We start from the raw sequence: 24,880 nt of genomic DNA, 5'->3' as shown, positions 1-24,880 counted from the left end.
TTCACGGATATTCAAACTTTAATTTACTAGTTCTTTGGTATGAACCCCACTTTAGTCATTTCAATTATAGGCGGTTATTTTCTACTGCTGATTCTCATTTCTCGATTTACCTCGAAAGGGGCTGATTCGGCTACCTTTTTTACGGCTAACAAACAGTCGCCTTGGTATTTGGTAGCTTTCGGAATGATTGGGGCTTCCTTATCGGGGGTTACCTTTATTTCTGTTCCCGGTGAAGTAGGGAATAGCTTCTTCTCTTATTTTCAGGTTGTTTTGGGGTATATCGTTGGTTACCTCATTATCGCTACGGTATTGATGCCCCTTTATTACCGTCTGAATTTGGTTTCTATATATACCTATTTAGAACAGCGCTTTGGCTTTTGGTCGTACAAAACGGGGTCGTTTTTCTTTATGCTTTCTAGAACGGTTGGGGCTTCCTTTCGTCTATTCTTGGTGGCCAGTGTACTTCAAATTGCGCTTTTCGATAGTTATGGCGTTCCTTTTTGGGTTTCGGTACTCGTTACTATCGCCCTTATTTGGGTGTACACTTTTAGAGGCGGAATAAAAACCATTGTATGGACGGATACGCTACAAACCTTTTTTATGCTCTCAGCGGTGGTGATTACCATTTACATTATCACCAAAGAAATGGGTATTGGCCTGGGAGATGCCATTACTCAAATTAGCGACAGTGAGTATTCCAAAACTTTCTTCTTCGATTGGAACGACAAAAAGGATTTCTTCAAACAGTTTATTTCTGGGGTCTTCATTGCCATCGTGATGACGGGTTTAGACCAAGACATGATGCAGAAAAACCTGACCTGCAGAACCTTAAAGGACGCTCAGAAAAATATTTTCTGGTTCACTATAGCTTTGGTGATTGCCAATATCCTTTTCTTGAGCATGGGAGCGCTGCTCTATTTGTATGCAGGTCAAAATGGAATTGAAATTCCAACAAGAACGGATAATTTCTATCCTTTAATCGCCCTGAATCACCTCGGTACTTTTGGCGGAGTTGTATTCTTATTGGGCATTGTGGCTGCGGCCTACTCCAGTGCCGACTCTGCCCTTACCTCGCTTACAACTGCATTCTGTGTCGACTTCTTAAATTTTGAAAAGAAAGAAGAGTCGGTAAAGAAACCAACCAGGCTTAAGGTGCACTTGGGCTTTTCTGTGTTGCTCTTCATCGTCATCATTATCTTCAACGCTATTAATGACAGTAGTGTAATTAGTGCGATTTTTAAAGTGGCTGGCTATACTTATGGCCCGTTATTAGGCCTTTTCAGTTTTGGTTTAATGACCAAGTTGAAAGTGAGGGACAATCTGGTGTTGCCTGTTTGTTTGCTTTCTCCAGCCATATCTTACCTAGTAGATATGAATTCAGCTGCCTGGTTCAACGGCTTTCAGTTTGGCTTCTTTATCCTGATTTTTAATGCAGGGCTTACGTTCTTGGGAATGTTGCTGATTTCAACAAAGAAATGAGTGACAGGCTTTCGGTTCCTAGAAAATGAGTGACAGGCTTTCGGTTCCTAGAAATAGAACATAAAAATAGAAATGAGATGAAGCAAGTGTCATCTCATTTCTAGTTAACTCCTCCTTTAAGGATTACTCTTCCTCAACAATCCTTTTTCTGAGTTTCACTACACGGTCTTTGCTTCGTTTTCTCATGTTGAGGGCTTCAACGGATAATGAAAAGAATACGGCAAAATAGATGTAGCCTTTTTCAATGTGTTCGCCAATACCTTCGAGCACTAGCATAAAGCCAATCAAAATCAAAAATGACATGGCCAGCATTTGCAGCGATGGATGTTTATTGATAAAAGCACTGATTTTTCCTGCGGAAGAAATCATCACAATCATGGCTAAAGTAACTGCAATTATCATGATCAATACATGCTCGGTAAGGCCCACAGCGGTTAAAATAGAATCAAAAGAGAAAACGATATCTAAGGCTACTATTTGAAGAATCACTTTACTCACAGTAACGCTTTTACTGTTTTTTACATGATGTTCATCCCCTTCTAAAGTATGGTGAATTTCGGTCGTGCTTTTTCCGATTAGGAATAAACCTCCCAAAATTAAAATCAAGTCTTTAATACTTACATCATGTTCGAGCACCGTAAACAAGGGTTCGGTAAAACCGATGATCCAGCTGATTCCTAAAAGCAAACCAATACGCATGATCAAAGCCAATCCCAAACCCAAATTTCGGGTTTTCTTACGGTCAGCTTCTGGCAATCGGTTCGATACAATTGAAATGAAAATGATGTTATCGACCCCGAGAATAACCTCTAAAAAAGTAAGGGTTAAAAGTGCAACAAGACCTTCTGAAGTAAGTAATGCTTCCATTTCTAATTTACATATTTACTGTTGTGGAAGAGGAACATAGTTTTCTTTGGCATAATTCAGAATGGTTTTATTGGTGAACCTCCAAACCGCCCTTTCCATTTCCTTGCTCTTTTTGTCGAGCGTAATATAAAGTTTCAGATTCACCGTATCCTTCAGAATATGGAAGACCCTCAAACTGAATTTTTCAAGATTGATACTAGGAAACTCAGACTTAAGAGCTTTTATGATGTAGTCTTCAAGATCGTCTGGGTTGCCCAAGGTTTGCCTGTCCATTTCAAAATCGAAGCTTAGTTTTTTGAAATTCTTTTTACTGGTATTCACCACATTATGGGTAACAAGCAAAGTGTTAGGCACATAAATAATCTCATCTTCATCGCTTAACAGCACCACGTTCAGCAAAGTAATGTCCGTTATTCTGCCACTGTGTTCTTCAATAACAATATAGTCGTTCAACGAAAGCTGATTGGAGAACATCAGTATAAATCCATTAATCGTATTTGCGATATAATCCTTAGAAATAATGGCAATAGCAGCAGCTACAATACTTATGGAAGTAAAGAACTCTTTGGCATCCAAGCCAAAGAAGGCGAGCAAGGCAATCAGTAAAATGATAACATGGAGAATAGCTGAGATTCCGTTGATCCCTAAAATGAAGTTATCCTTAAAGTCAGTACCCTTCTTCTTTCGCTTGAGGTAGAAATATACCATCAAAATACGTCCAAGCGAGACAATAAGCACACCAGAAATATATGAGATCACTCCACGTACAATCCTATTCCAAATATCGCCTTCTTTAGGGTCTAGTTTCCCCCAAAACAACCAAACCAAAACAACCAATATAACCAGTTTAAGGAAGAAAAACAGTCGTCTTCTTCCTTCCTTTTTTGCCTGATCAATAGGCTTATTTGCTTTTACTCTCGTCTTAATCATGCTTATAATTCCGCTGCAAAATTAAAGGAATTTCGAACCAAAAAAGTTTAAAGTTCTAACTCTTTAATTGGCTCCCAGTACACTTCCTTAAAGCCCACAATTTTATCTTCGCTCACTTTTACTCCTTCGGCTTCTAAACGTTCTTGCATCAGGGTAGGTGTCTGAAAATGATGACGACCGGTTAAAACTCCAGCCCGATTTACAACCCTATGTGCGGGAACATCTGAAAGTCCATGTGCTGCATTCATGGCCCAGCCTACCATTCGGGCTCCACCCTTTGTGCCTAAGTATTGAGCAATGGCTCCATATGAAGTAACTCGCCCAGCAGGAATGAGTTTAACTACTTCGTAAACATTATTAAAAAAGTTGCTGTGATCTTTTGCCATAAAGCTAAGTTGAGCATTCTGAACTACTCAAACAAAAAATGACACCTGTTACAGTGTCATTTTGATTAATTGAGTTCAGCATAAATTAACCGCCTCCACCAAAAATTCCGAACAAGCCCATCATGTTCAGCAATACAATTAAAATTACTACTGGGCATACGTAACGGATAAAGAAAATAAAGGCATTGGAAGCGAATGTACCCGGTTTCCAACCTGGTGCTCCCATATCAATTTCGGAAACAATATTCTTGATTGGCATTTTCCAAGCCACATAAATACAAGTAACCAAAGCCACCACAACAATAAAGAAGGTACCAAAGAAGAAGTCGAGAATATCTTGAAAACCAGTGTATGTTGCCCCAAAAACGGTAACATTCATGGTGGAGAAAAATTCAGAACCGCCTTGCGAAAGCGCAGAAGGAATACCCACCACAAAAAGCAAAATACCCACTACCCAAGCTGATTTACTTCGGCTCCATTTTTTCTCATCCATAAAGTATGAGGCAGGTACTTCTAACATAGAAATGGAAGAAGTAAGCGCAGCTACCATTAGCAATAAGAAGAAGAACGCACCAATAATGGCCCCGCCTGGCATATGATTAAAAATATCGGGCAATACCTGAAAAACTAAAGTTGGGCCAGCTGCAGGGTCTTTTCCGAAAGCGAAAACCGCGGGAAAGATCATGAAACCAGCAAGTAATGCTACACCAGCGTCCATCATACCCACCCAAACACCACTGCTCACAATATTGGCCGTTTTAGGCAAATACGAACCGTAGGTTATCATAATACCCCAACCAATACTCATAGAGAAAAAGGCTTGGCCTAAGGCTACTAGGAAAGTCTGTCCAGAAATTTTACTGAAGTCTGGGTTTAAATAAAAGTCCACGCCTTTCATTGCGCCTTCTAGCGACATACTTCGAATGGCCACAATAAGAATGAGTAAAAAGAGAATAGGCATCAATATTTTAGCGGCCTTTTCAATTCCCCCTGAAATTCCCTTTCGTACAATAAGAATTGTAACCAGCGTAAAGAGCCCCATTAAAGGAATTGTGTTCATAGGGTTGGCAGCAAATTCTTCAAAGGGAACTTCGCTACCACTTAGTGATTTGAAAATATAGCCGATTGTCCAACCCGCAATATTGCCATAATAGGAAAGCACAAAAAAGCTCACCAACAAAGCCATAATTGCCCCCAAACCCATAAAGATAGGATTGGCACCTGTGTCTTTAAATGCACCAATGGTGCCTTTCTTTGTGTACCGACCAAAGCCCATTTCTGTAAAGAGCAAAGGCACTCCAATAAGTATTACACAAAGCAAATAAACCAAAACAAAGGCTCCGCCTCCATTCTGACCTGTGATGTAAGGGAATCTCCAGATGTTCCCTAACCCGACAGCTGAACCGGCAGCAGCCATGATAAACCCAAATTTGGATCCCCATTGGCCTCTGCCCTCATTATTAACGCTAACCGCCATATTCTTAAAAATTGAGTTGATTATTGAAAAAATTAACGTAGAATATTGAGCATTTTCTTCCTAAAAACCAAGCAGTTAGAACACCTGTGGCTACCAAAATTTTAGGACCATATTTACCGTAAATAAAGTTTTAATGTAGAAAAACCGTGTAACGCTTGGGTTTGTGCCTCAAAAAACTACCTTGCTGGGCTTGAAAATTGATTTTTCTTAAACTTTGAACAAAACTTACAGGTAATTGAGCACGCAAGAAAAACCAGAAGAATTTAGTAACCGGTGGGGAATTATTTTAGCCGCACTAGGTATGGCCATTGGGGCGGGTAACCTTTGGCGATTCCCAAGAATAGCAGGAGAGTACGGAGGAACATTCATTATTTTATGGATGTTTTTCCTTGTTATATGGTCTATCCCTTTACTTATGGCCGAATTGGCCATTGGTAAACACTATAAGAAAGGAACCATAGGCGCACTGGGGAGTTTGTCGGGTAAAAAATTTAATTGGATGGGCGTGTTTGTTACGCTTGTTACCATGGGAATTGCCTTTTATTACTCCGTTGTAACGGGTTGGTCTTTCAGGTACTTCCTCCTCAATACACAAAACTTAGTCGATTATATTTTTGGCTCAGGCGCCATGAACGAGAAGTTTGCAGACCCCAACGTGAACTACATGGACAACTTTTGGGCGCATTTATCTAACTCTAGCTGGGAGGCTGTTCTTTGTTATATGTTTACCATTGCCATAGCCATATGGGTTTTGAGCAAAGGAATTAAACAAGGATTAGAGAAGGTAAATAAGATATTAATCCCTACACTCTTTATTCTACTTATGGTGGTGGCGGCTTTTGCTATTCAGATGCCAGGAGGAGTAAAAGGGCTTGAGTACTTATTCACAATTAATGTTGAGCTTTTTAAAGACCCTAACATTTGGATTCAGGCCATTACCGACTCTGCTTGGAGTACAGGAGCAGGCTGGGGACTAATGATTACTATTGGGTCATTCTCAAGGAAGAAGGAAGATGTAACGCTTAACACTTTCTTAGGAGCGTTTGGAAACAACTCAGCAGCACTTTTAGCGGCCATGGCCATTTTACCAGCCGTTTTTGCCATGTCAGCCACATCTGCCGATGCCATTGATTTTTTACATGGCGGTAATACGGCACTAGTATTTACCGTACTACCTCAGTTATTCTCTCAAATGACAGGCGGGCCATTCTTATCCTGGATTTTCTTTGGAGCATTCGCCATGGCGGCATTTAGTTCGGTACTCCCCATGATGCAGTTAATCATCAGGAATTTAACCGACTATAACATTTCCAAAAAACAGGCTGCATTGATCACAGGTGTGGCATGTTTTGTTATTGGTTTCCCTTCTGCATGGAGCCTTGCCATATTTGAAAACCAAGATTGGGTGTGGGGTGTAGGTCTTTTAGTGAGTGGAATTTTCATTTCCTTTCTTATTATGCGTTATGGCCCATCAAAATTTAAGAAGGACTTTATAGATGAAAACTCCGATTTTAAAGTCTCTTCTAAATACTTTACTGGCATGATCTACTTTATCTTTTTTGCTGGGCTATTCTTGGTGTATTGGTGGATGGATCAAGGGTACAGCGAGTACCCATGGTTTGACGAAAACGGTAATTGGAACGTATTCGATACGTTTAGTAATGCTTCAATTGTAACACAATGGGCCATTGCCCTCATTATTGCAATTGTATTTAATGGATGGTTCTACAAAAAATTCGTGAAAAAATGAGTCAAGAAGCTATAATAGGAATGATCATATGTTTGACGATCACCTTTGGGGGGTTTGTCACCTTTCTTACGATCGCACTTAAATCAGATAAGAAAACTGAAGACGCAAATACAGAAGAATAAACTTTGACTTACTTACCAGCCATTTGTTCGGAAACAATGGCTATACCTTGGTCAAAAGTATGAGGCTCGTACCCCAAAACGGTACGGGCCTTTTCTATTAACAGTCCAGTTTTTGGAGGTCTTTTAGCGGTTTGGGTAAAAGTTGAGGCATCGGCCTTTTGCATAGTAGCCGTACTTAGGTTGAAGAATTGAGCGGTTTTAATCGCCATTTCATAAGGTGTAAGTAAATCGCTTCCGCTTATGTTAAAAATACCTTTCGCCTTTTGTTCTGAAATTAGCAAACAGCCCTTGGCCAAATCTTCTGCCAAGGTAGGGCTTCGCAATTGATCATCTACCACCTTAATTTCCTTGCCTTCTTCCAAGCTATTCTTCACCCAAAGAATAATGTTAGAACGACTCATGTCGTGCGCAATGCCGTACACCAAAACAGTACGAGCAATCGCCCAATCAATTTTACTTTCTTCTATTATACGCTCAGCAGCAAGTTTACTTTCTCCATAATAACTAATAGGATTGGCTTCGGCTTCTTCATCGTAAGGGCCGTTTTCACCGTCAAAAATAAAGTCGGTAGAAAGGTGTACTAGAAAGGCATTATTCAATTTACAAGCTTCAACCAAATGTTTTACAGCTGTAACATTTAAATCCCAGCAGGCCTCTTTTTCTAATTCACATTGGTCCACATTGGTCATGGCTGCGGTATGAACTACCACATCGGGTTTGTGCTGTGTTATTGCTTTAAGAACTTGATCACGATTGGTGATATCAAGCGATTGAAAAGTATATTTTTCTTCGGGAATAGGTAGTCGGTTAGCTCCTCTGGCAGTAGCCACCAATTGGTGATTTGCTTCATCTAAAATAAGCTGAACCAGTTTTTGACCAAGTAAACCGTTAGAACCTGTGACTAAAATTTTCATTGCTCCTTTTTAGGGTATTCTATTCCGTATTTCTTTGTAATCTCTTTTTTCGACATTTCGATAACAGCAATAGTCATTCGAATGTCTTCGGTTGGCTTGTCTCTTCTATTGGTTTCAACCGCAGCAATTTTATCGATTACATCCAAACCTTCAACCACCTGACCAAAAACTGTGTATTCTCCATCTAAATGTGGTGCGCCACCAATGGTTGTATAAGCCTCTACTTGTTGATCTGTAAAGCCTGGGTCAACTTGCGGTCCAAATTCTTCTTCAATCAAGTTTTTCGAATTAAAAACCAGTTCGCGCTGCGCCTGTTGGAAATCGTAAGTGGTGTCTTCTTGGTACTTATTTACATGGTAGTTATACTTCTCATTCAACTCAATGTATTTGTCCATTTTGCGCATGCGTTCAAAAAAGCCATTGAGCTTTAAATATTCTCTTCTATCTGCTCTGGTTTGCAAACCCGCTTGATCGTACACTTCGCCATCGACAATATAAAATTGAGATCCGCTTGATTGCTTTTGAGGGTTGACATTATCTCCCATTCTGGCGGCAGCCAAAGCACCCTTTACGTGAATATATTTTTCAGGAAGAAACTCTGCATCCACTCTGTAGTCAGTATCTTTCTCTTGAGTACCCGTAGAAAGGTCTCCCGTCTGAATCATGAAGTTTTCAATCACCCTATGGAAGATCACTGAATCGTATTTTCCTTCTTTGGCCAAACTCAAAAAATTGGCTTTGTGTAATGGAGTGTCGTCATACAATACGGCTGTCATGTCTCCGTAAGGAGTTGAAATTACTACTACTTCATCCATTTCAGTATTACAGGCTGAAAAAAACAGACTGAAAGAGACAAGGAACACTAAGTTTAAAAAAGTCTTTTTCATGGCTAATTATTGATAAACTGGACCGTATTTTTTTACGATTTCTTCTTTTGGTATTTCTTCTATAGAGATATACATACGCACATCTTCAAAAGGTCTGTTGTTTGGGTCTACCCCAACCGTGGTAATTGCATCAATCACTTCTAAGCCTTGAATTACCTGACCAAAAACTGTATATTCCTCATCCAAAGGAGGATAGCCCCCCACTGTAGTATATGCCTCTACTCTTTCTGTTGGCATTTTAATCATGATTCCTGTGGCTTCACTTAATTTATCTGCCAATTCCATTGCCTTAATTCTAAAGGTTTCATCCCCTCCTTCATTAAAAGAATCTTCCAATTCTTTATTCAAAGGGTTGTCTGGATCGCTTCTTCTTAAAGTAGAAATGGCTTGCGACAAAGCCTGCATGTTCATGCCTGTTTCTTGTTCTGTAAACACTCTACCTTGAACAATAAAAAACTGGCTTCCGCTCGATGCTTTTTCTGGGTTTACTTGGTCGGGTTGTCTGGCTGCGGATAATGCTCCTTTTTTATGGAAGAAGCTCTTAACAAACTCTGCAGGAATGGTATAACCCGGGCCACCAGTACCCAAACGAGCACCCGGTTCTGCATTCTTTGAATTTGGGTCACCGCCTTGAATCATAAAACCCGTCATTACTCTATGAAACAAAAGGCTATCGAAAAAGCCTTCATTGGCCAATTTGATAAAGTTCTCTTTATGCTTTGGAGTTTCATCATAAAGAATGGCCTTCATTTCACCCATGTCTGTTTTGATAGTCACCAAATAATCATTGCCTTTTACTTTTTCTTCACCCGAGCCTCCGCAAGAAGCGACAACTGCAATTAGCAAGGCCATTATGGCCAACTGTATATACTTTTTCATTGGTTTGATAATTCGGTTTTTATGGATTTTAATATGCGATCTCCGCCCGAAGATAATACTTCTTCGGCAAGTTTTTCCCCTATTGATTTGGCATCTTTTAGCTTGCCAATGAACACTTTACGAATCATTTCTTTGCCGTCTAGGCTGGTAATTCCGCCAGTCATTTGAAGGCTGTCATCTTTGATTTGAGCCAAACCGAATACCGGAATTGAACAGCCTCCATCCATGGTTTTTAAGAACGATCGCTCAGCCAAAAGGCACACTTCAGTGGGTTCATGGTTCAGTGCTTTTCTAACTAAATCTTTCTTGGCTTTACTCAAACCTTTATGTACTTCAATGGCCACAGAGCCTTGCCCTACTGCAGGCGTAAACTCTGTTAAGCTTAGCTTTTGAACGATTTTATCATCGTAGCCCATTCTGTGTACTCCGGCATAAGCGAGCAATAAAGCATCGCAGGCTCCTTCTTCCATTCGCTTTATTCTGGTTTGAAGATTACCCCGAACTGGAACGGTTTTGATATGAGGATAAAAGTGTTTTAACGTAGCAATTCTTCGGTTTGAAGAAGTACCTACCACGAGGTCTTTATTATTTAAAGAGGTCGTTTTATTGTCACTAATCAGTACATCATTGGCCAATTCTCGCTCTGAAAACGAAATGAGCTCGAAACCATCAGGAAGGGAAGACTGCATGTCTTTGGCGCTATGCACGGCAATGTCAATCGCTCCATTGGCCAATTGCTCTTCTATTTCCTCTGTAAAAACCCCTTTGCTTCCAATCTTCGAAATTGAAACATCTAAAATTTTATCTCCTTTGGTTTCAATGGTGACTATTTCGGTTTTTACTCCAGCCGCTACCAGCTTATCTTCCACAAAATAAGCTTGCCATAGGGCCAACTTGCTACCTCGTGTTCCTATTCTAATTTTCATTTAAGCGTTCAATTTTGCTTTCGCGCCTCTTTTTTTAGGCTGATTGTTCTCAATAAACTCAACGATGGTTCCTGCAATATCTACTCCCGTAGCCTTTTCTATTCCTTCTAAACCTGGCGAAGAATTTACTTCTAATACCAATGGCCCTCTTGATGATGGCAGCATATCAACACCCGCTACGGAAAGCCCCATTGCGTTGGCTGCTTTTACCGCAACCGATCTCTCTTGTCTTGAGAGTTTAATCACCTCGGCCGAACCGCCACGGTGAAGGTTAGAACGGAACTCACCCTCCATTCCTCTTCTGCGCATGGCGCCTACTACTTTGCCATTCACAACGAAAACGCGTATGTCGGTAGCTTTGGCTTCTTTAATAAATTCTTGCACTAAAATTCGCGCTTTTAGGCCATGAAAAGCCTCAATTACAGATTGCGCTGCTTTTCGGGTTTCGGCCAAAACAACGCCCAAACCTTGAGTTCCTTCTAATAATTTAATGATTACGGGTGCTCCGCCCACGTGCTCTATCAAAGATTTTTCTTCTTTAGAATAATTGGTGAAGGCCGTGCGTGGCATTGGCAATCCAGCTCCTGCCAAAATCTGCATCGACCTTAGTTTGTCTCTGGAGCGAACAATGGCCTGAGAATCGGTGGTGCTAAAAACACCCATCATTTCAAACTGACGAACCGTGGCTGTTCCGTAAAAGGTAACTGAGGCTCCTATTCTTGGAATTACCGCATCAATACCTTCCACCTTTTCTCCCATATAATATACTGCTGGGCCAGCATCTTCAATAACAAGGTCGCATTTTAGATGGTCCAATATGACGGCTTCATGCCCCCTGGTTTCAATCGCTTCTACCAACCGCTTTGTACTGTAAAGGGCTGAGTTTCGAGAGAGCACTGCAATCTTCATTTTTTCTTAGTTTTAGATTATTCGGCACTTTCGGCCTTGATACTTTTGGGTGTCATCTTAAGGGAAAGATCCTTTTGACTTACATCCACAATAAAACGATTCGTGAGCAACTTTCGGCCTAAAAGTATAGGGAATTTCATCTTGCTCCTGTCTGATAAAGAGAACTCTGCATTAATGCGCCTCTTCATTAGCACTACTGTTGTTTTGATAATAAAACGTTCTTCAGTTACTCCATTAGAGCTCCGAATTTTCTTCTTCTTAAAATTAGTGGTCGAAAACTTTCTGGCCTTTTTTTCATGAATCTTATTGGCCGATAATTGAAAGGTAAGTGTTGGCACACCTTCCACCTTAGTTAGTTTTACTTTTGAACAGTTAATAGACGAAGTGTAAGCGCCAGTGTCAATTTTGGCGTTTACATCTTTCAATCCAAATTCTGGCAAATTGATGAAATCTTGCCTTCCTATTAGCTGTAATGGTTTCGACATTCTACTTTTTAGAACGTGCAATTTGTGCAATCGCTAGAGATAAATCAAGAAAGAGAATCTTAGGGTTAGCATTCCGCTCTATATGATAGTTGGCCTCTTCGATTTTAGGCACCACTTCTGTTATTTTTTCTGCATTGAATACCTTTCCAAAGTTCGCTACGAAGTCCTTTTCTGTATCTGGAATTCTTTCCAGTTCACTAACTCCGTATTGATGAATCAAGGTATCGCGCATTACTTTGCTTCCGGTATTAAGCAGCCCTTTCTGAAACTCCTTTCCACCACTCTGAAATTCATCGGCCATTTTTACCAAAGCCTGAAAATCATAAGTAAAACACAGACGCATCCACTGTTTAAACTGCACACCCATTGCATCTTGTCCGCCTTGCACCAAGTGCAATGCTTCGCGCATATTTCCTTCGGCCAAATAGGTGATTTCTTGGGCGCGTTCAGTACTCACACCTTCCACCTTACTTACTGTGGAAAGAATATTCTCATCGGTAAAAGAAGGAATTTTCATTAACTGAACCCTAGAACGAATGGTGGTGAGCAACTTATTCTCATCATTCGACACCATCAAGAAAATGGTTTTTTCTGGTGGCTCTTCTAATACTTTCAGAATTCCGTTGGCCGCATTGCTGTTCATTAGTTCAGGCAACCAAATGAGCATTACCTTATACTTTCCTTCAAAAGCCTTGAGCGAAAGGTTGGTGATAATATTTCGGCTTTCCTGACGGGGAATAAGCAATTGCTTATTTTCCCAACCAAAGTGAAAGCTCCAATCGCTTACGTTTCCGTAAGGTGATTTTAGAAGGTATTCCCTCCATTCTTTCAGGAATTTCTCACTGGTTGCGTCTTCCCTTTTAATTTTAGGGGTTGCCGCAGTTGGAAACACAAAGTGAACATCGGGGTGAATGTGTTTTGCCTGTTTTGTGCAAGACGAACACTCTCCGCAGGCATCATTCTCCTGTTTGTTTTCACAGTTTAGATAGGTAGCAAAAGCCAGCGCCATAGGCAAATTTGCCGAGCCTTCAGCGCCTAAAAAGAGCTGTGCATGCGCCACATGATCTACCTTAACGGCCTCAATGAGCTTATTCTTAACTTCGTCTAAACCAGGTATGTCTTGAAAACGCATGTTTATTTTTTATCCCAAGTTCTGTATTGGGTGGTAATTTCAAAAATTCGGTCAATAATCTCTTTTTCGGTATCATCAAAAGTCATCCCTCTGCGCTGCATTACTGCTTCGGCTACTTCATAAAACTTTCTTGGCTGGAAGGTAATTAAACCAGAAGAACCACCCCAAGAGAAAGAAGGAATAAAGTTTTTCGGAAAGCCAGCCCCAAATATATTCGATCCAACACCCACCACTGTACCTGTATTAAACATGGTATTGATACTGCATTTGGCATGGTCGCCCATCATTAACCCACAGAATTGTAAGCCCGTTTGCACAAAACGTTCGCTGGTGTAGTTCCAAAGCTTAACAGGTGCGTAGTTATTTTTTAGGTTGGAAGTGTTGGTATCGGCCCCTAGGTTACACCATTCGCCAATTACTGAATTGCCCAAAAAGCCATCGTGACCCTTGTTACTGAATCCGAAGATAACGGAGTTGCTCACCTCACCACCAACTTTAGAATGAGGGCCTACGGTGCTATCGCCTTTTATTTTTGCCCCCATATTTACATGCGCTCCTTCGCACAGAGCAAAGGCACCACTTATGATCGCTCCTTCGTGCACATGCGCATTCTTACCGATATACACAGGGCCGTTTTCAGCATTAATAATGGCTGCGCGAATTGTAGCACCTTCTTCCAAAAAAACGTTTTCCTTTCCATACACCACCGTATGCGGATCGGTGATGGGCTGAGAAGTTCGGCCTTTAGTGATGAGCGAAAAATCTGCTTCAATCTGTTCTTTGTTGAATTGAAAAATCTCCCAAGGCTGGTTGATCATTCTAAATGCGCCCTCAAAACTTACTTCTTCCGAGCCATTTCCTGAAACTGCTAAAACGGTATCTCCCGACACCATTTTTGTATTTGCGGTTAAGGCTAAAATTGCTTCAGATAATTCTTTTGAAGGACACAACGCGCCATTCACTTTTACGTTTGTTGGCAAGGCCTCAAACTTCTTCCCCAAGTAATCTTGGGTTTCGAAGCCAATATGAAAGCCATATTTCTCCCATTTTTCGCCAATGGTTAAAATTCCTACACGAATGCAGGCCACTGGTCTAGTAAAAGTAAAAGGAAGAAGATTCTCCCTGATTTGGGGCGGATCGAAAAGATTAATGTGCATGTAGCAAAAATATAAAAGGCTTTCGATTAAGTATCAATTCTGTGATTTTATCTCGCACTTAGAAAGAATTTGGAAATTAAATTTAATACTCTACATTTGTAGAATACACTCTAAAGAAGTAGAGCATGAATTTATCGAAAAGTGAAGAACAACTCATGAATTATTTGTGGAAGCTAAAAAAAGCTTTCATGAAAGATTTACTCACCGAGTTTCCAGAACCAAAGCCTGCTACCACTACAGTGGCTACGCTCTTAAAAAGAATGAAAGACAAGGGTTTTGTGGATTACAAACTTTTTGGAAACTCACGAGAATACTATCCACTGGTGCGTAAAAGCGAATATTTTTCGCAGCACCTCAAAGGATTAATTAAGGATTTCTTTAACGATTCAAGCACTCAGTTTGCCTCATTTTTCACCAACGAAACTGATTTGAGCACAGAGGAATTGGAAAACCTTAAAAAAATGATTGACGAACAGATAAAGAAGAAACAATGATTGCTGGCTTATTCGAAATCTTCTTATGCTTATTGGTGCTCTTTGGCATTTATAAGCTGGTTTTAGAACAAACTGCGCTTCATCGAGTAAAAAGGTTTTACCTCCTCTTCGCTTTGATTTTCTCATTGACCACCCCTTGGTTGAACCTAGAAATCAGTTCGGATAAAATCATGATTCCAACCGGAGAAATGATTTCAGAAACGCTTTACGAAGTAGTAGCCAATGAGCAGGCGATAACTCCAGAAGCAATAAGCCCATCGGAGTATACAGAAGTAAAACCTAAAACGAGTATCAACTATGCGGCTTGGACAATTAGTGGACTTTATTTGGTAATCGCCTTTGTTCTGCTAATTCGTTTCGGAAGGAACATTTACCAGCTATTTTCTAAGGCTAGAAAGAACACTCGAATTCCTTACAAGTCGGCTGAAGTGGTGCTTCTTGGCCAACCTACCATTCCTCATAACTTCTTGAAATTTATTTTCATGCACAATGAAGACTATAAAAAGGAAGCTTTGAGGGAACAACTTTTGGCACACGAGCTTGGTCATGCTCTGCAACGACATTCATTAGACATTCTATTGGTAGAGTTGCTTCAAGTGCTTTTCTGGTTCAATCCAATGTATTATTTCTATGCCAAAGCCATTCGGCTGAACCATGAATATTTAGCAGATGCGATGGTGCTTGGCAAGTTTAATGACATCGCCAACTATCAGCGCTTGTTGCTCAAGTTTGCCAACCGCAACCAAAGTAATGAGATGAGCTTGGCCTGTCTTTCAAATTATTCATTAACTAAAAAAAGGTTCAAAATGATGACACAACAAACCACTAAAATGGCTGCACTGGTTCGTGCGGCTATTTTGCTACCGCTTTTGGCGGTAACCACACTTTGCTTCAGTTTAAAAACTAAGGCCGAAGCCATAATTGGCAACAATGCAAACACGCTTATTTCCACTATAGAAAATTCCATTTTTCAAGAGAACAAACCAGAGTTGCATCCATTAGGAGATTATAAATACCTACGCACTACCTCCACCTATGGTATGCGTAAAGACCCTGTAACCAAAGAAGACAAAATGCACAAAGGGGTTGACTTTTCAGCAAAAACAGGAACGCCAGTAATCGCTACCGCCTCTGGAACAGTAGAAAAGGTAGAATCTCTGAAAGGTGGTTATGGCAACTACATTCAAATTAAGCATGACGATCAGTACCAAACCCTGTATGCACAGCTCAGCGAAATGAACGTTCAGGTAGGTGATAAAGTAGAAAAAGGACAGTTAATAGGAAAAGTTGGCAACACAGGCCACAGTACAGGCCCGCACCTTCATTATGAGGTAATCAAAGCTGGCGAAAAGGTTGACCCGAAAGATTATTATAAAGCGACTCCTGATACACCAACTCGACCAGCCATCTTGATCTTAGAACAAAAATCAAGAGACCCAAAAAATGTAGCAGTCTATGCTGTAAAGGAGGAGCATTATGATGTAAACTTGGGCGCTGGGTTTGAATACGAAAAAATTATCTATGATGATAATAAAGCCATATTCTTAAGAAAGAATGAGGAACCTATTATTAAAGACATGGCTAACCTATCTGTTGAGCAAAAACAGGCATTAAAATCTCTCACTTTACCACCACGTCCATATTTAGGGAAACTTCAGCCGACACAAGAAATTGTAGAAAATTGGAGTGACCCTACTATTTACGGAATTTGGATCGATGACAAAAAAGTAGACAATTCTGTAATGAGCAATTACAAAGCCTCAGATTTTTCGCACTACTTTAAAAGCTTTTTATACCCAAATGCCAAGAAAGGAAAAATCTATAGCTACCAGCTTAACCTGACCACCAACGAGAAATACGAAAAAGATAAAATAAGAGCAACTGAGCAAAAAGCAGAATGGGAGAAAACAACCAAAGCATTTCTCGCCAAACTAGATTTTTAGAAAACCTATATAAACTCAAATGCACAACATAAAGCCCCACTTGGGGCTTTTTCGTATGTAAATCTTGAAATTGCGTGAATTATTAGGGAAGTTTTAAATCCTTCTGGTTTCAGGAACGGAAACAAAACATTTTGAGGAGAATCCATCCCGATGGAGTAGATCAAAAGGTGAAAATTCACTACCAGTTTTAATTGTATACACACTGCTTTTCATGATGACTCCGAGACTTCGGAGAAAGGAACAAAAGAGGTATCAATAGGTATCTACTTTATTTGGAATAATTCTAAATAAAACCGAACTTCGCCAGCGAGTTTTGGGTTAACCCTTCAAAAGTTCAGCGAAATGCAAGAGGTAATTGTCGGTATAGTTTTTTTAGTAGCGCTAATCTTTATCGGGAGGCACTTTTATCATCAATACAAATCGGAAAGCGGTTGCCCGAAAGGCTGTGGCTCTTGTGATATTTCTAAAGAGGTGAAAAAGATGGACTTTAAAATGCCTGAGCATTTAAAGAATTAAGCCCAAACCCTTGTTCCCTCAGAACAATTCTTACACATTTCTATCTCGCTACGTGATTTAATCAGCAACTGACGGAAATTCTGATAAGCCCCCCCTTTCCAAACTTGCTGAAAACTTTCAGCCTGCATGCTGCCCAATTGGTAATGCGCATCCTTATCGAAACAGCAAGGCACTACCTTTCCATCCCAAGTAATTACGCATGAATGCCACATTTTCCAACAATGGTTGAGTAATCGGTTTTTGATTTCCCATTTTCCATTCGCTTTTTGGCGGTAACGTGCATACTTCTCGATAGTGGGAATAAGCTCTGAACCGTTTTCGTAATCATAAATCTGTGCGGTTTTAAAAGCCACTTCGTCCACACCCAATTCTTTGGCCAGCTTTTGTACATCATCTAACTGATGTTGGTTTGGCTTGACCACCAAATATTGAAAAATGACATGCGGGGTTTTACTCTTCAACTCCTTCTTCCAGCGAATAATGTTCTTTGTGCCTTCAATTACCTTTTCTAGTTTTCCGCCAACGCGGTATTGCTCATAAGTTTCTTGCGTGGTGCCATCAATGGAAATAATAAGTCGATCTAAACCAGACTCAACTGTGGCTTTCGCATTTTTATCGTGGAGGTAATGTGCGTTGGTCGAAGTGGCCGTATAGATTTTCTTTCGCGAAGCATATTTTACATGGTTTAAAAAACTGGCGTTTAAATAGGGCTCGCCCTGAAAGTAGAAAATAAGATAAGTGAGCCTTGGCGCTAGTTCATCAATGGTTTTCTGAAAAATTTCGTCAGTGAGCATTCCCGTATCTCGTGAAAAACTGCGCATTCCACTAGGGCATTCGGGGCAACGTAAATTGCAGGAGGTGGTAGGCTCTAAGCTAATGCTGGTAGGCATTCCCGAATGAATTGCCTTTTTGGTGATTTTAGAAAGCCAATAGCTACCCACCAATTGAAACATATTCCATACCCGAAGAGGCGTCAGTTTTGACGCATAATTAAGTCCATCGGTGAAATTTCTGTTCATTGCGTCAAATTAGGTTGGCAAAGTTCACTTTCAAAACCGATATGGGTTTTTAATCAAATAAGTCTCTTTATCTTCGTACAACTCAATGCTATTACGAATGAAGCGGTTTGTACTTTTTTTCAGTTTACTCCTTTTTGTTTTCAGCGCGAAGGCACAGTTTCCAGGACTTTCTGGCCAAGCTGAAATTAGTATTATTACCATTGGGCCAGGTGAAAATTTATATGACAGCTTTGGGCATGGCGCAATTAGAGTTCAAGACCCTTATTTGAGTATTGACAGGGTTTATAATTATGGAACATTTGATTCTTTTGAAGATGGTTTCTACTTGAAATTTGCACAGGGAAAACTCAATTATAAACTTTCAATTCAGGACTTCAATCGTTTTCTAGGGAACTACCAAGCCCAAAACCGTTGGATAACCGAACAGGTTTTAAGTCTGACTCAAGCTGAAAAACAAGAAATTTTCGAATTCTTAGAAAACAATGCCATTCCCGAAAACAGTTATTATTTATACGATTTCTTCTACGATAACTGTGCTACCAAATTACGCGATGTAGTGGGTGATGTGTTAGGCAACAAGCTTACATTTAATAACAGCCACCTTACAGAAGAAAAAACCTTTCGAGACCTAATTCAAGAAAACACCTTCAACTTTCCTTGGTGGGATTTTGGAATTGACCTTGCCTTAGGAGCAGTAATTGATGTAAACGCCACAGCAGAAGAGCATATGTTTTTGCCCGATTACGTTATGCAGGCTTATGCCAATGCAACCATAACAAGGGGTGATGAAACTGTTCCAGCAGTAAAAGCTAAGAACCAACTGTTTGAATCTGATTACTATGAAACACCAAGGGAATCGATTACTCCTTGGATGATATTTTCAATCCTATTGCTCGTTGTCGTAGTATTCACTTACAAAGACACGCTCCAAAACACAAGGGCCAGATATTTAGATTTCACCATTCTATTTATAACAGGTTTAATAGGGCTAGTAGTAGCATTACTTTGGTTTGCTACCGACCATACCGCTACGGCCAAAAACCTAAACTTGCTTTGGGCTTTTGCTCCTAACCTTGTTGTGGCCTTCTATGTAGCGAAGAAAAGAGCTCCGGTATGGACTAGAGGCTATGTCCGCTTTCTGTTTATTCTTTTAATTGGAATGACCTTTATATGGGTTTTTCAACTACAAGTATTTTCCATTGCCTTACTCCCAGTCATGCTACTCTTGGCTGTACGGTATGCCTTTTTATGGGTAAAGGGTTTGGCATAGCCTACACTAATCATCTCATTTTCAAACATCTTGTTGTGGAGACATCTCTACAAGCTGGGTCTTAACGTCTCATTAAATTGAATAAAAACCTGATTTTTTGCTAAAAATTGGCTTGGCACAGTTTTGCTACTAGTGGGAGTGAAATCAATTAATCACTAAAACCCCACAGATATGTTACGTTGGACAATCACATTCTTAGTTATAGCAATTATTGCAGGTATTTTAGGTTTTGGAGGCATTGCCGCTGGTGCTGCTTCTTTGGCTAAAATTGTATTCTTCATTTTCGTGGTACTGCTTGTTGTCTCTCTCTTAAGAGGAGTCACCAGTGGACGATAGGCACTACTCTTTATATAGATTAGATAGAACGGTTTCTGAAAATTCAGAAACCGTTCTTGAATTAACATCCCGAATTCTTCTCCACTTTTTAACTTATTATTATGAAACCACAGGAAAACGAAATTCTTCTTATTTATAATGGTCGAAAGTCACATGACACAAAAGTACTAGGCTATGCGAGTGCTGTTCAGAAATATACCGTGAACGACAGAAACATAGATAAAAACCCATTGACCGAAACACAGCTGAACCAAGTAGCAAACGATATGGGGTTGCAGATTCTTGATTTAATAGATAAGAAATCAGACGCTTATTTAAATGAGATTAAGGATCAACGCTTTTCAAACGAAGAAATGATGAAGATCGTAAAGCAACACCCAGAAATACTGAAAACGCCAATTGCAATGCTGAATAACACTGTCTTTTTTGTGCATTCTGCTTATGACTTTGTGAACAAAGGAATTGAGATTGAAGGTATAAAAAGCAAAAGCGGAAATATATATGAATCACCCAAACGTGATTAATTCTTTCTCTTTGAACCAAATTCATTTTGATCATCTCATGCAATGAAAGATCGTTTTATTTCTTCTTTTCAAGAGTTTTGGGAAACCATTTTAGATAAAAGCCCTTCAATTGTTTTAGGCCTAGTCCTTTTATTCATTATGTGGGGCTTGGCTGTGCTCATTTCTCGATTAGTCAAGAAGAGAATCATGGTGCGCATTAATGATCAACTGCTTTCCAATTTTATTGGAAGGCTCATTTTTTTGATTTTCCTGATTATCGGGGTAGTCATGTTTTTAAATCAAATTGGCTTAGGCCAAGCAGCTGGTGGCTTACTGGCAGGCGCAGGTGTTTCTGCATTGATTATCGGCCTGGCATTTAAAGATATAGGAGAGAATTTTTTGGCCGGCTTCTTTTTAGCCTTCAGTCGCCCTTTTAGCATTGGCGATGTAATTCAAGTAACAGATATTACCGGCAAAGCCAGGGCGCTGAACTTCAGAAATACGCATGTTCGCACTTTCGATGGACGAGACGTATTTATTCCAAACTCAATGCTTATCAAGAGTCCTTTAACCAACTTTACCCGCGATGGCTTAATGCGTTATGACTTTGTAATTGGGCTTGATTATGGAGATAATATTGCCGAAGCCATTAGAGTTATTATTGATGAATTAGGCAATATGGCAAATATCACCAAAGCTGAAGGGGTTGAGCCCTTTGTAATTATCAATGATTTTGGAACAAGCACCATCAACTTAAAAACCTACTTTTGGATTAACACTTATGATTTTACAGGCTCATCTTTACAGCTCAAAAGCGTGGTAATGCATCAGGTATTATTGCGGTTATCCGAAGCTGGCTTCAACATGCCTGCCGACATTATTGAACTTAAAATTTACCAAGAAGGTCAGCCTATTCCTGTTTCGGTTCGGAATGACGCGAGCATTAAACCAAAATCTAACCCTGAAATAGTCTAGTTCAACCTGTCTCTTTTCGATTCATTTGTTAAAACTAAATTCAGCAGGTTTTCACATTGAATAAGAACCGAATACTTAAATTGGGGAAATGAACCTCTTTCCTGAAGAAATAGACGAAACCAAAAACTGGCTACCCAAAGAAGGTACGGTTAACTATTATGGAAAATTAGTTTCCGAAGAAGACGCCAACTTCTATTTCCGAAAACTCTACGATACAATCGAATGGCGAAACGATGAAGCCGTTATTTTTGGTAAGCATTACATTACCAAACGCAAAGTAGCTTGGTATGCCGACCAACCCTACGAATACAGTTACTCAAACGTGACAAAAAAAGCCTTGCTTTGGACGCCTGAACTTCTAAGCTTAAAAGCTTTAGTAGAAGGAAAAACGGGTGAAAAATTCAACTCTTGTTTGCTCAATTTATACCACACAGGCGAAGAAGGAATGGCTTGGCACAGCGATGGTGAAAAGGATTTGAAGAAAAATGGAGCTATTGCCTCGGTAAGTTTTGGGGCGGAAAGAAAATTCGCTTTTAAGCACAAAGAAACCAAAGAGAAGGTTGATATTTTCTTAGAACACGGCAGTCTCTTAGTGATGAAAGATGCTACCCAAACTCATTGGCTTCATCGCTTACCTCCCACCAAAAAAGCAAATGCCCCAAGGGTGAATCTGACTTTTAGAACGATAGTGAGGTAAGCTGAATTTGAGAGTGATACTCAGGGTCTGACCGTACCTATTTATGAGCCAAGGGCAAATCCAAAAAAATTTCTTCCTTCCCAAAACCTACTGACATAGGGTTGTCATAAGTGCCCTTTAAGTTTATTCCATAATCTTAAATCGCACGATATGAAAAACGAAACATTAGCACCAGTAGTCATTAGCTCAAACGACTTATTAACCCAATGGCAAGGTCACCGAAGCCTTACCCGAAGAGTAATTGAGGCTTTTCCAGAAGACAAACTTTTTAGTTATTCAGTAGGCGGAATGCGTCCGTTTTCTGAATTGGCCCTTGAAATGATTCACATGGCTGTGCCCAGCGTAGCAGGAATCATTACTGGAGAATGGAAAACTTTTGGCGAATCAGAGGCTGAAGAAAAACCCACAACTAAAGCAGGGCTTCTCAAACTTTGGGACGAGTCAACAGAAAAATTGAATGAGTTATTTCCTCAAATCAAACTTGAGCGTTTTCAAGAAATAGAAAAAGCTTTTGGTCAATATGAAGGCACTAATCATTCTTTAATTTTTTATTGCATTGATAACGAAATCCACCACAGAGGCCAAGGTTATGTATACCTGCGCTCTTTGGGTATAGAACCTCCTTTTTTCTGGGAAAGACAGTAATTGGCTATTAATTATGGAGCTGTTGAATTGAGCAGCTCCTCAATTACTTCTCTTATTAAATCGCCTTCAAAGCCCTTCATTACCAAATGTTGTGTCAGTTTGCCACGCACAGTGTATTGGTTTTCGGCTTTAATGGTCGGTAATTTTTTCTCTGCATGGCGTTTTAGGGTAGCATAATAATCATCGGGGTCAATTTCTTGAAATCCTTTCTTTATACAGTAATCAGAAATACGATGCTGCTTCAGACCCTGCAAAATTTTCCGTTTCCCCCAACCCTTAATTCTAAACTTTCCACCCACATAAGCCTTAGCAAAACGCTCTTCATTAATGAAATTATCGGTAATTAAGTCCGACAAAATTTCCTCAACCTCGTCATGATGAAGGCCATAGCCATACAGCTTATCGCGCACCTCTTGCTGCGAACGCTCCTGATAAGCGCAAAAATCGGCAGCTTTAAGTTTGGCCACTTTGGGGTCTAGTCGCTTTGGTTTACGTTCTTCGTATTGAAAAGCCATCGAACTAAGTTAGAATGAATTATCTTTGGGCAAAACACAACAAACCGATAATGAGAAAAAAGATTGTTGCAGGAAACTGGAAAATGAATAAAAACTTCAGCGAAGGCCTTACACTGGCCTCTGAAGTGGTAAACATTGTGAACGATGAACTGAATGATGATGTAACCGTAATCATGTGTTCTCCTTTTATTCACCTGGCCCAAGTAGCAAAAAATGCCCAAGAAAGCGACAAGGTATTTGTAGGTGCGCAAAACATGAGCGAACACGCTTCAGGTGCTTATACAGGAGATATTTCTGCCGAAATGATTAAGTCTGTAGGTGCAGAATACGTTATTCTTGGTCATAGCGAAAGAAGAGAATACCACAACGAAACAAACGAGCAACTTGCCAAGCGAGTAGATTTAGCTTTAGAAATAGGCTTAAACCCAATTTTCTGTTGTGGCGAATCGCTTGAAATCAGAGAATCTGGCAAAGAAGTGAGCTACGTGTGCAACCAACTTACAGAAAGCCTTTTCCACCTCACAGAAGATGAAATTCAGAAAATTGTAATTGCCTACGAACCAATTTGGGCAATTGGAACAGGAAAAACTGCTTCATCGCAACAAGCACAAGACATGCACAAATCTATACGTGATTTCTTGGCAGGTCAGTTTGGGCAAGAAGTGGCCGATAAAATTTCCATTCTATACGGAGGAAGCGCCAAGCCAGATAATGCAAAAGAACTTTTTGCTCAGCCCGATGTGGATGGCGGCCTGATTGGCGGGGCATCTTTAAAAGCCAGAGACTTTGTAGAAATTGCTAAGTCATTTTAATTGAAACCAATGAATTACATAGAAATCAAAGTCCATTGCGACCCGCCTTTTGGCGAAATATTAATTGCCGAAATGGGCGAATTGGACTTTGATACCTTCGTTGAAACCGAGGTGGGTTTTGACGCATATATTTCGGAAGACGTTTTTAGTCACCCCGCTTTGCAGCAACTTTTCAATAATTACCGTAAGCAAACCCGTATTTGGTATGAATTGAAAAAAATTGAAAAGCAAAATTGGAACGAAGAGTGGGAAAAGAACTATGATCCGATTGAAGTAGGTACAGATATTTTCGTACGTGCTACTTTTCATGAGTCGAAGCCTGGCTTTAAACATGAAATTATCATCCACCCGCAAATGTCGTTCGGAACAGGACATCATGAAACCACCCATCAAATGCTAGCGCTCGAAATGACGCTAGACCATCAGGGCAAGACGGTTTTAGATGTAGGCGCTGGAACAGGGATTTTGGCCATTATGGCTTCGAAACTTGGTGCCTCAGAAGTATCCGCCACCGACATTGACGATTGGTGCATTGACAACGCTAAGGAGAATTTTGCATTGAATGGTATTGTACCGAAAGATGTATTATTGGGCACCATTGATGAGTTAAGTTTTGATGAACCTTTCGATATTCTTTACGCCAACATCAATAAAAATGTGCTTTTGGCTGAAATGGAATATTATGCAAAGCTCACAAAACCAGGAGGGCATTTATTCTTGAGTGGCTTTTACACTTATGATGAGGCCGATATTCTGGAGTGTACCGCAGCAAACGGTTTTGAAAAATTGAATTCCACAGAAAGGAAAAACTGGGCGGCCATACTTTTAAAGAAACTGTAGTTTCTAAGTATTATT

The 24,880-nt window shown here is 40.1% G+C and carries 28 protein-coding genes; 14 read left to right on the top strand and 14 right to left on the bottom strand.

Annotated elements, in window-relative coordinates:
• Positions 1 to 39: 39 nt before the first annotated feature.
• Complete coding sequence (locus MB14_RS07820; protein ID WP_062591026.1) at positions 40 to 1,479, top strand: sodium:solute symporter; 1,440 nt, start codon at positions 40 to 42, stop codon at positions 1,477 to 1,479.
• 123 nt (positions 1,480 to 1,602) lie between these two features.
• On the opposite strand, the gene MB14_RS07815 is transcribed toward MB14_RS07820, so the two are convergent.
• The 4 genes from MB14_RS07815 to MB14_RS07800 form a co-directional block, all read right to left on the bottom strand.
• Positions 1,603 to 2,346 (bottom strand): TerC family protein, encoded by a 744-nt coding sequence (locus MB14_RS07815; RefSeq protein ID WP_062591025.1) that lies wholly within the window; start codon positions 2,344 to 2,346, stop codon positions 1,603 to 1,605.
• A 15-nt stretch (positions 2,347 to 2,361) separates the two neighbouring features.
• Complete coding sequence (locus MB14_RS07810) at positions 2,362 to 3,276, bottom strand: mechanosensitive ion channel family protein (RefSeq protein WP_062591024.1); 915 nt, start codon at positions 3,274 to 3,276, stop codon at positions 2,362 to 2,364.
• A 47-nt stretch (positions 3,277 to 3,323) separates the two neighbouring features.
• Positions 3,324 to 3,662, bottom strand: coding sequence for an MGMT family protein (locus MB14_RS07805; protein WP_062591023.1), 339 nt, complete (start codon positions 3,660 to 3,662; stop codon positions 3,324 to 3,326).
• Positions 3,663 to 3,747: 85 nt separating this feature from the next.
• Positions 3,748 to 5,139, bottom strand: coding sequence for a sodium-dependent transporter (locus MB14_RS07800; protein ID WP_062591022.1), 1,392 nt, complete (start codon positions 5,137 to 5,139; stop codon positions 3,748 to 3,750).
• Positions 5,140 to 5,374: 235 nt separating this feature from the next.
• On the opposite strand from MB14_RS07800, the gene MB14_RS07795 reads away from it, so the two are divergent.
• Together MB14_RS07795 and MB14_RS19220 are read left to right on the top strand one after the other, a co-directional pair.
• Positions 5,375 to 6,889 (top strand): sodium-dependent transporter, encoded by a 1,515-nt coding sequence (locus tag MB14_RS07795; protein ID WP_246032600.1) that lies wholly within the window; start codon positions 5,375 to 5,377, stop codon positions 6,887 to 6,889.
• Positions 6,859 to 7,011: a MetS family NSS transporter small subunit gene (locus MB14_RS19220; protein WP_132644029.1), complete on the top strand. Its 153-nt coding sequence runs from the start codon at positions 6,859 to 6,861 to the stop codon at positions 7,009 to 7,011. Before MB14_RS07795 ends, MB14_RS19220 begins: the two co-directional genes overlap by 31 nt.
• A gap of 8 nt (positions 7,012 to 7,019) precedes the next feature.
• On the opposite strand, the gene MB14_RS07790 is transcribed toward MB14_RS19220, so the two are convergent.
• The 8 genes from MB14_RS07790 to MB14_RS07755 are packed head-to-tail and all read right to left on the bottom strand — an operon-like array spanning position 7,020 to position 14,300.
• Positions 7,020 to 7,925: an SDR family oxidoreductase gene (locus MB14_RS07790; RefSeq protein ID WP_062591021.1), complete on the bottom strand. Its 906-nt coding sequence runs from the start codon at positions 7,923 to 7,925 to the stop codon at positions 7,020 to 7,022.
• Complete coding sequence (locus MB14_RS19195; RefSeq protein ID WP_062591020.1) at positions 7,922 to 8,812, bottom strand: peptidylprolyl isomerase; 891 nt, start codon at positions 8,810 to 8,812, stop codon at positions 7,922 to 7,924. The genes MB14_RS07790 and MB14_RS19195 overlap by 4 nt, the downstream gene beginning before the upstream one ends.
• Positions 8,813 to 8,818: 6 nt before the next feature.
• Complete coding sequence (locus MB14_RS07780; RefSeq protein WP_062591019.1) at positions 8,819 to 9,691, bottom strand: peptidylprolyl isomerase; 873 nt, start codon at positions 9,689 to 9,691, stop codon at positions 8,819 to 8,821.
• Positions 9,688 to 10,617: a hydroxymethylbilane synthase gene (hemC, locus tag MB14_RS07775; protein WP_062591018.1), complete on the bottom strand. Its 930-nt coding sequence runs from the start codon at positions 10,615 to 10,617 to the stop codon at positions 9,688 to 9,690. The genes MB14_RS07780 and hemC overlap by 4 nt, the downstream gene beginning before the upstream one ends.
• Positions 10,618 to 11,526 carry a 30S ribosomal protein S6--L-glutamate ligase gene (rimK, locus tag MB14_RS07770; RefSeq protein WP_062591017.1) on the bottom strand — a complete coding sequence of 303 codons (909 nt, stop codon included), beginning with the start codon at positions 11,524 to 11,526 and terminating at the stop codon, positions 10,618 to 10,620. It lies immediately after the preceding gene.
• Between the two features lie 17 nt (positions 11,527 to 11,543).
• A complete protein-coding gene (locus MB14_RS07765; RefSeq protein ID WP_053223970.1) occupies positions 11,544 to 12,011 on the bottom strand; it encodes an ATP-dependent zinc protease family protein in 468 nt (155 codons plus the stop codon).
• A gap of 1 nt (position 12,012) precedes the next feature.
• Positions 12,013 to 13,143 (bottom strand): DNA polymerase III subunit, encoded by a 1,131-nt coding sequence (locus tag MB14_RS07760; RefSeq protein WP_062591016.1) that lies wholly within the window; start codon positions 13,141 to 13,143, stop codon positions 12,013 to 12,015.
• 2 nt (positions 13,144 to 13,145) lie between these two features.
• Positions 13,146 to 14,300, bottom strand: a complete 1,155-nt coding sequence (locus MB14_RS07755) for a GlmU family protein (RefSeq protein ID WP_062591015.1) — start codon at positions 14,298 to 14,300, stop codon at positions 13,146 to 13,148.
• Between the two features lie 125 nt (positions 14,301 to 14,425).
• On the opposite strand from MB14_RS07755, the gene MB14_RS07750 reads away from it, so the two are divergent.
• From MB14_RS07750 to MB14_RS18825, 3 genes are all read left to right on the top strand, one after another.
• On the top strand, positions 14,426 to 14,794 hold the full coding sequence (locus tag MB14_RS07750) for a BlaI/MecI/CopY family transcriptional regulator (RefSeq protein WP_062591014.1): 369 nt from the start codon (positions 14,426 to 14,428) through the stop codon (positions 14,792 to 14,794).
• Entirely contained in the window at positions 14,791 to 16,737 is a 1,947-nt protein-coding gene (locus tag MB14_RS07745; protein ID WP_062591013.1) for a M23/M56 family metallopeptidase, read from the top strand. The genes MB14_RS07750 and MB14_RS07745 overlap by 4 nt, the downstream gene beginning before the upstream one ends.
• 342 nt (positions 16,738 to 17,079) lie before the next feature.
• Entirely contained in the window at positions 17,080 to 17,253 is a 174-nt protein-coding gene (locus MB14_RS18825) for a FeoB-associated Cys-rich membrane protein (protein ID WP_084376002.1), read from the top strand.
• Here MB14_RS18825 and MB14_RS07740 read toward each other — a convergent pair.
• Entirely contained in the window at positions 17,250 to 18,272 is a 1,023-nt protein-coding gene (locus tag MB14_RS07740) for an SPASM domain-containing protein (RefSeq protein ID WP_062591012.1), read from the bottom strand. The genes MB14_RS18825 and MB14_RS07740 overlap by 4 nt on opposite strands.
• 97 nt (positions 18,273 to 18,369) lie before the next feature.
• On the opposite strand from MB14_RS07740, the gene MB14_RS07735 reads away from it, so the two are divergent.
• The 6 genes from MB14_RS07735 (at position 18,370) to MB14_RS07710 (ending at position 22,698) form a co-directional block, all read left to right on the top strand.
• Positions 18,370 to 19,542 (top strand): lipoprotein N-acyltransferase Lnb domain-containing protein, encoded by a 1,173-nt coding sequence (locus tag MB14_RS07735; RefSeq protein WP_084376006.1) that lies wholly within the window; start codon positions 18,370 to 18,372, stop codon positions 19,540 to 19,542.
• Positions 19,543 to 19,713: 171 nt separating this feature from the next.
• Positions 19,714 to 19,878, top strand: a complete 165-nt coding sequence (locus MB14_RS18820; protein WP_071387084.1) for a DUF1328 domain-containing protein — start codon at positions 19,714 to 19,716, stop codon at positions 19,876 to 19,878.
• Positions 19,879 to 19,979: 101 nt separating this feature from the next.
• Positions 19,980 to 20,402, top strand: a complete 423-nt coding sequence (locus MB14_RS07725; protein WP_062591009.1) for an arsenate reductase family protein — start codon at positions 19,980 to 19,982, stop codon at positions 20,400 to 20,402.
• A gap of 42 nt (positions 20,403 to 20,444) precedes the next feature.
• A complete protein-coding gene (locus MB14_RS07720) occupies positions 20,445 to 21,356 on the top strand; it encodes a mechanosensitive ion channel family protein (RefSeq protein ID WP_062591008.1) in 912 nt (303 codons plus the stop codon).
• An 88-nt stretch (positions 21,357 to 21,444) separates the two neighbouring features.
• Positions 21,445 to 22,053: an alpha-ketoglutarate-dependent dioxygenase AlkB family protein gene (locus MB14_RS07715; protein ID WP_062591007.1), complete on the top strand. Its 609-nt coding sequence runs from the start codon at positions 21,445 to 21,447 to the stop codon at positions 22,051 to 22,053.
• A gap of 150 nt (positions 22,054 to 22,203) precedes the next feature.
• Entirely contained in the window at positions 22,204 to 22,698 is a 495-nt protein-coding gene (locus MB14_RS07710; protein ID WP_062591006.1) for a DinB family protein, read from the top strand.
• 11 nt (positions 22,699 to 22,709) lie between these two features.
• Here MB14_RS07710 and MB14_RS07705 read toward each other — a convergent pair whose 3' ends face one another.
• A complete protein-coding gene (locus MB14_RS07705; RefSeq protein ID WP_062591005.1) occupies positions 22,710 to 23,213 on the bottom strand; it encodes a regulatory protein RecX in 504 nt (167 codons plus the stop codon).
• A 50-nt stretch (positions 23,214 to 23,263) separates the two neighbouring features.
• Between MB14_RS07705 and tpiA the strand changes: the two genes are divergently transcribed.
• Together tpiA and prmA are read left to right on the top strand one after the other, a co-directional pair.
• Positions 23,264 to 24,025, top strand: a complete 762-nt coding sequence (gene tpiA / locus MB14_RS07700; RefSeq protein WP_062591004.1) for a triose-phosphate isomerase — start codon at positions 23,264 to 23,266, stop codon at positions 24,023 to 24,025.
• 9 nt (positions 24,026 to 24,034) lie between these two features.
• A complete protein-coding gene (gene prmA, locus MB14_RS07695) occupies positions 24,035 to 24,865 on the top strand; it encodes a 50S ribosomal protein L11 methyltransferase (protein ID WP_062591003.1) in 831 nt (276 codons plus the stop codon).
• The last annotated feature ends 15 nt before the right edge of the window (positions 24,866 to 24,880 follow it).

The sequence above is a fragment of the Roseivirga ehrenbergii genome, from assembly GCF_001593005.1.
Lineage (GTDB): Bacteria > Bacteroidota > Bacteroidia > Cytophagales > Cyclobacteriaceae > Roseivirga > Roseivirga ehrenbergii.
Note: the sequence above shows the minus strand (reverse complement) of the source record. Positions and strands in the feature narration are given on the sequence as shown.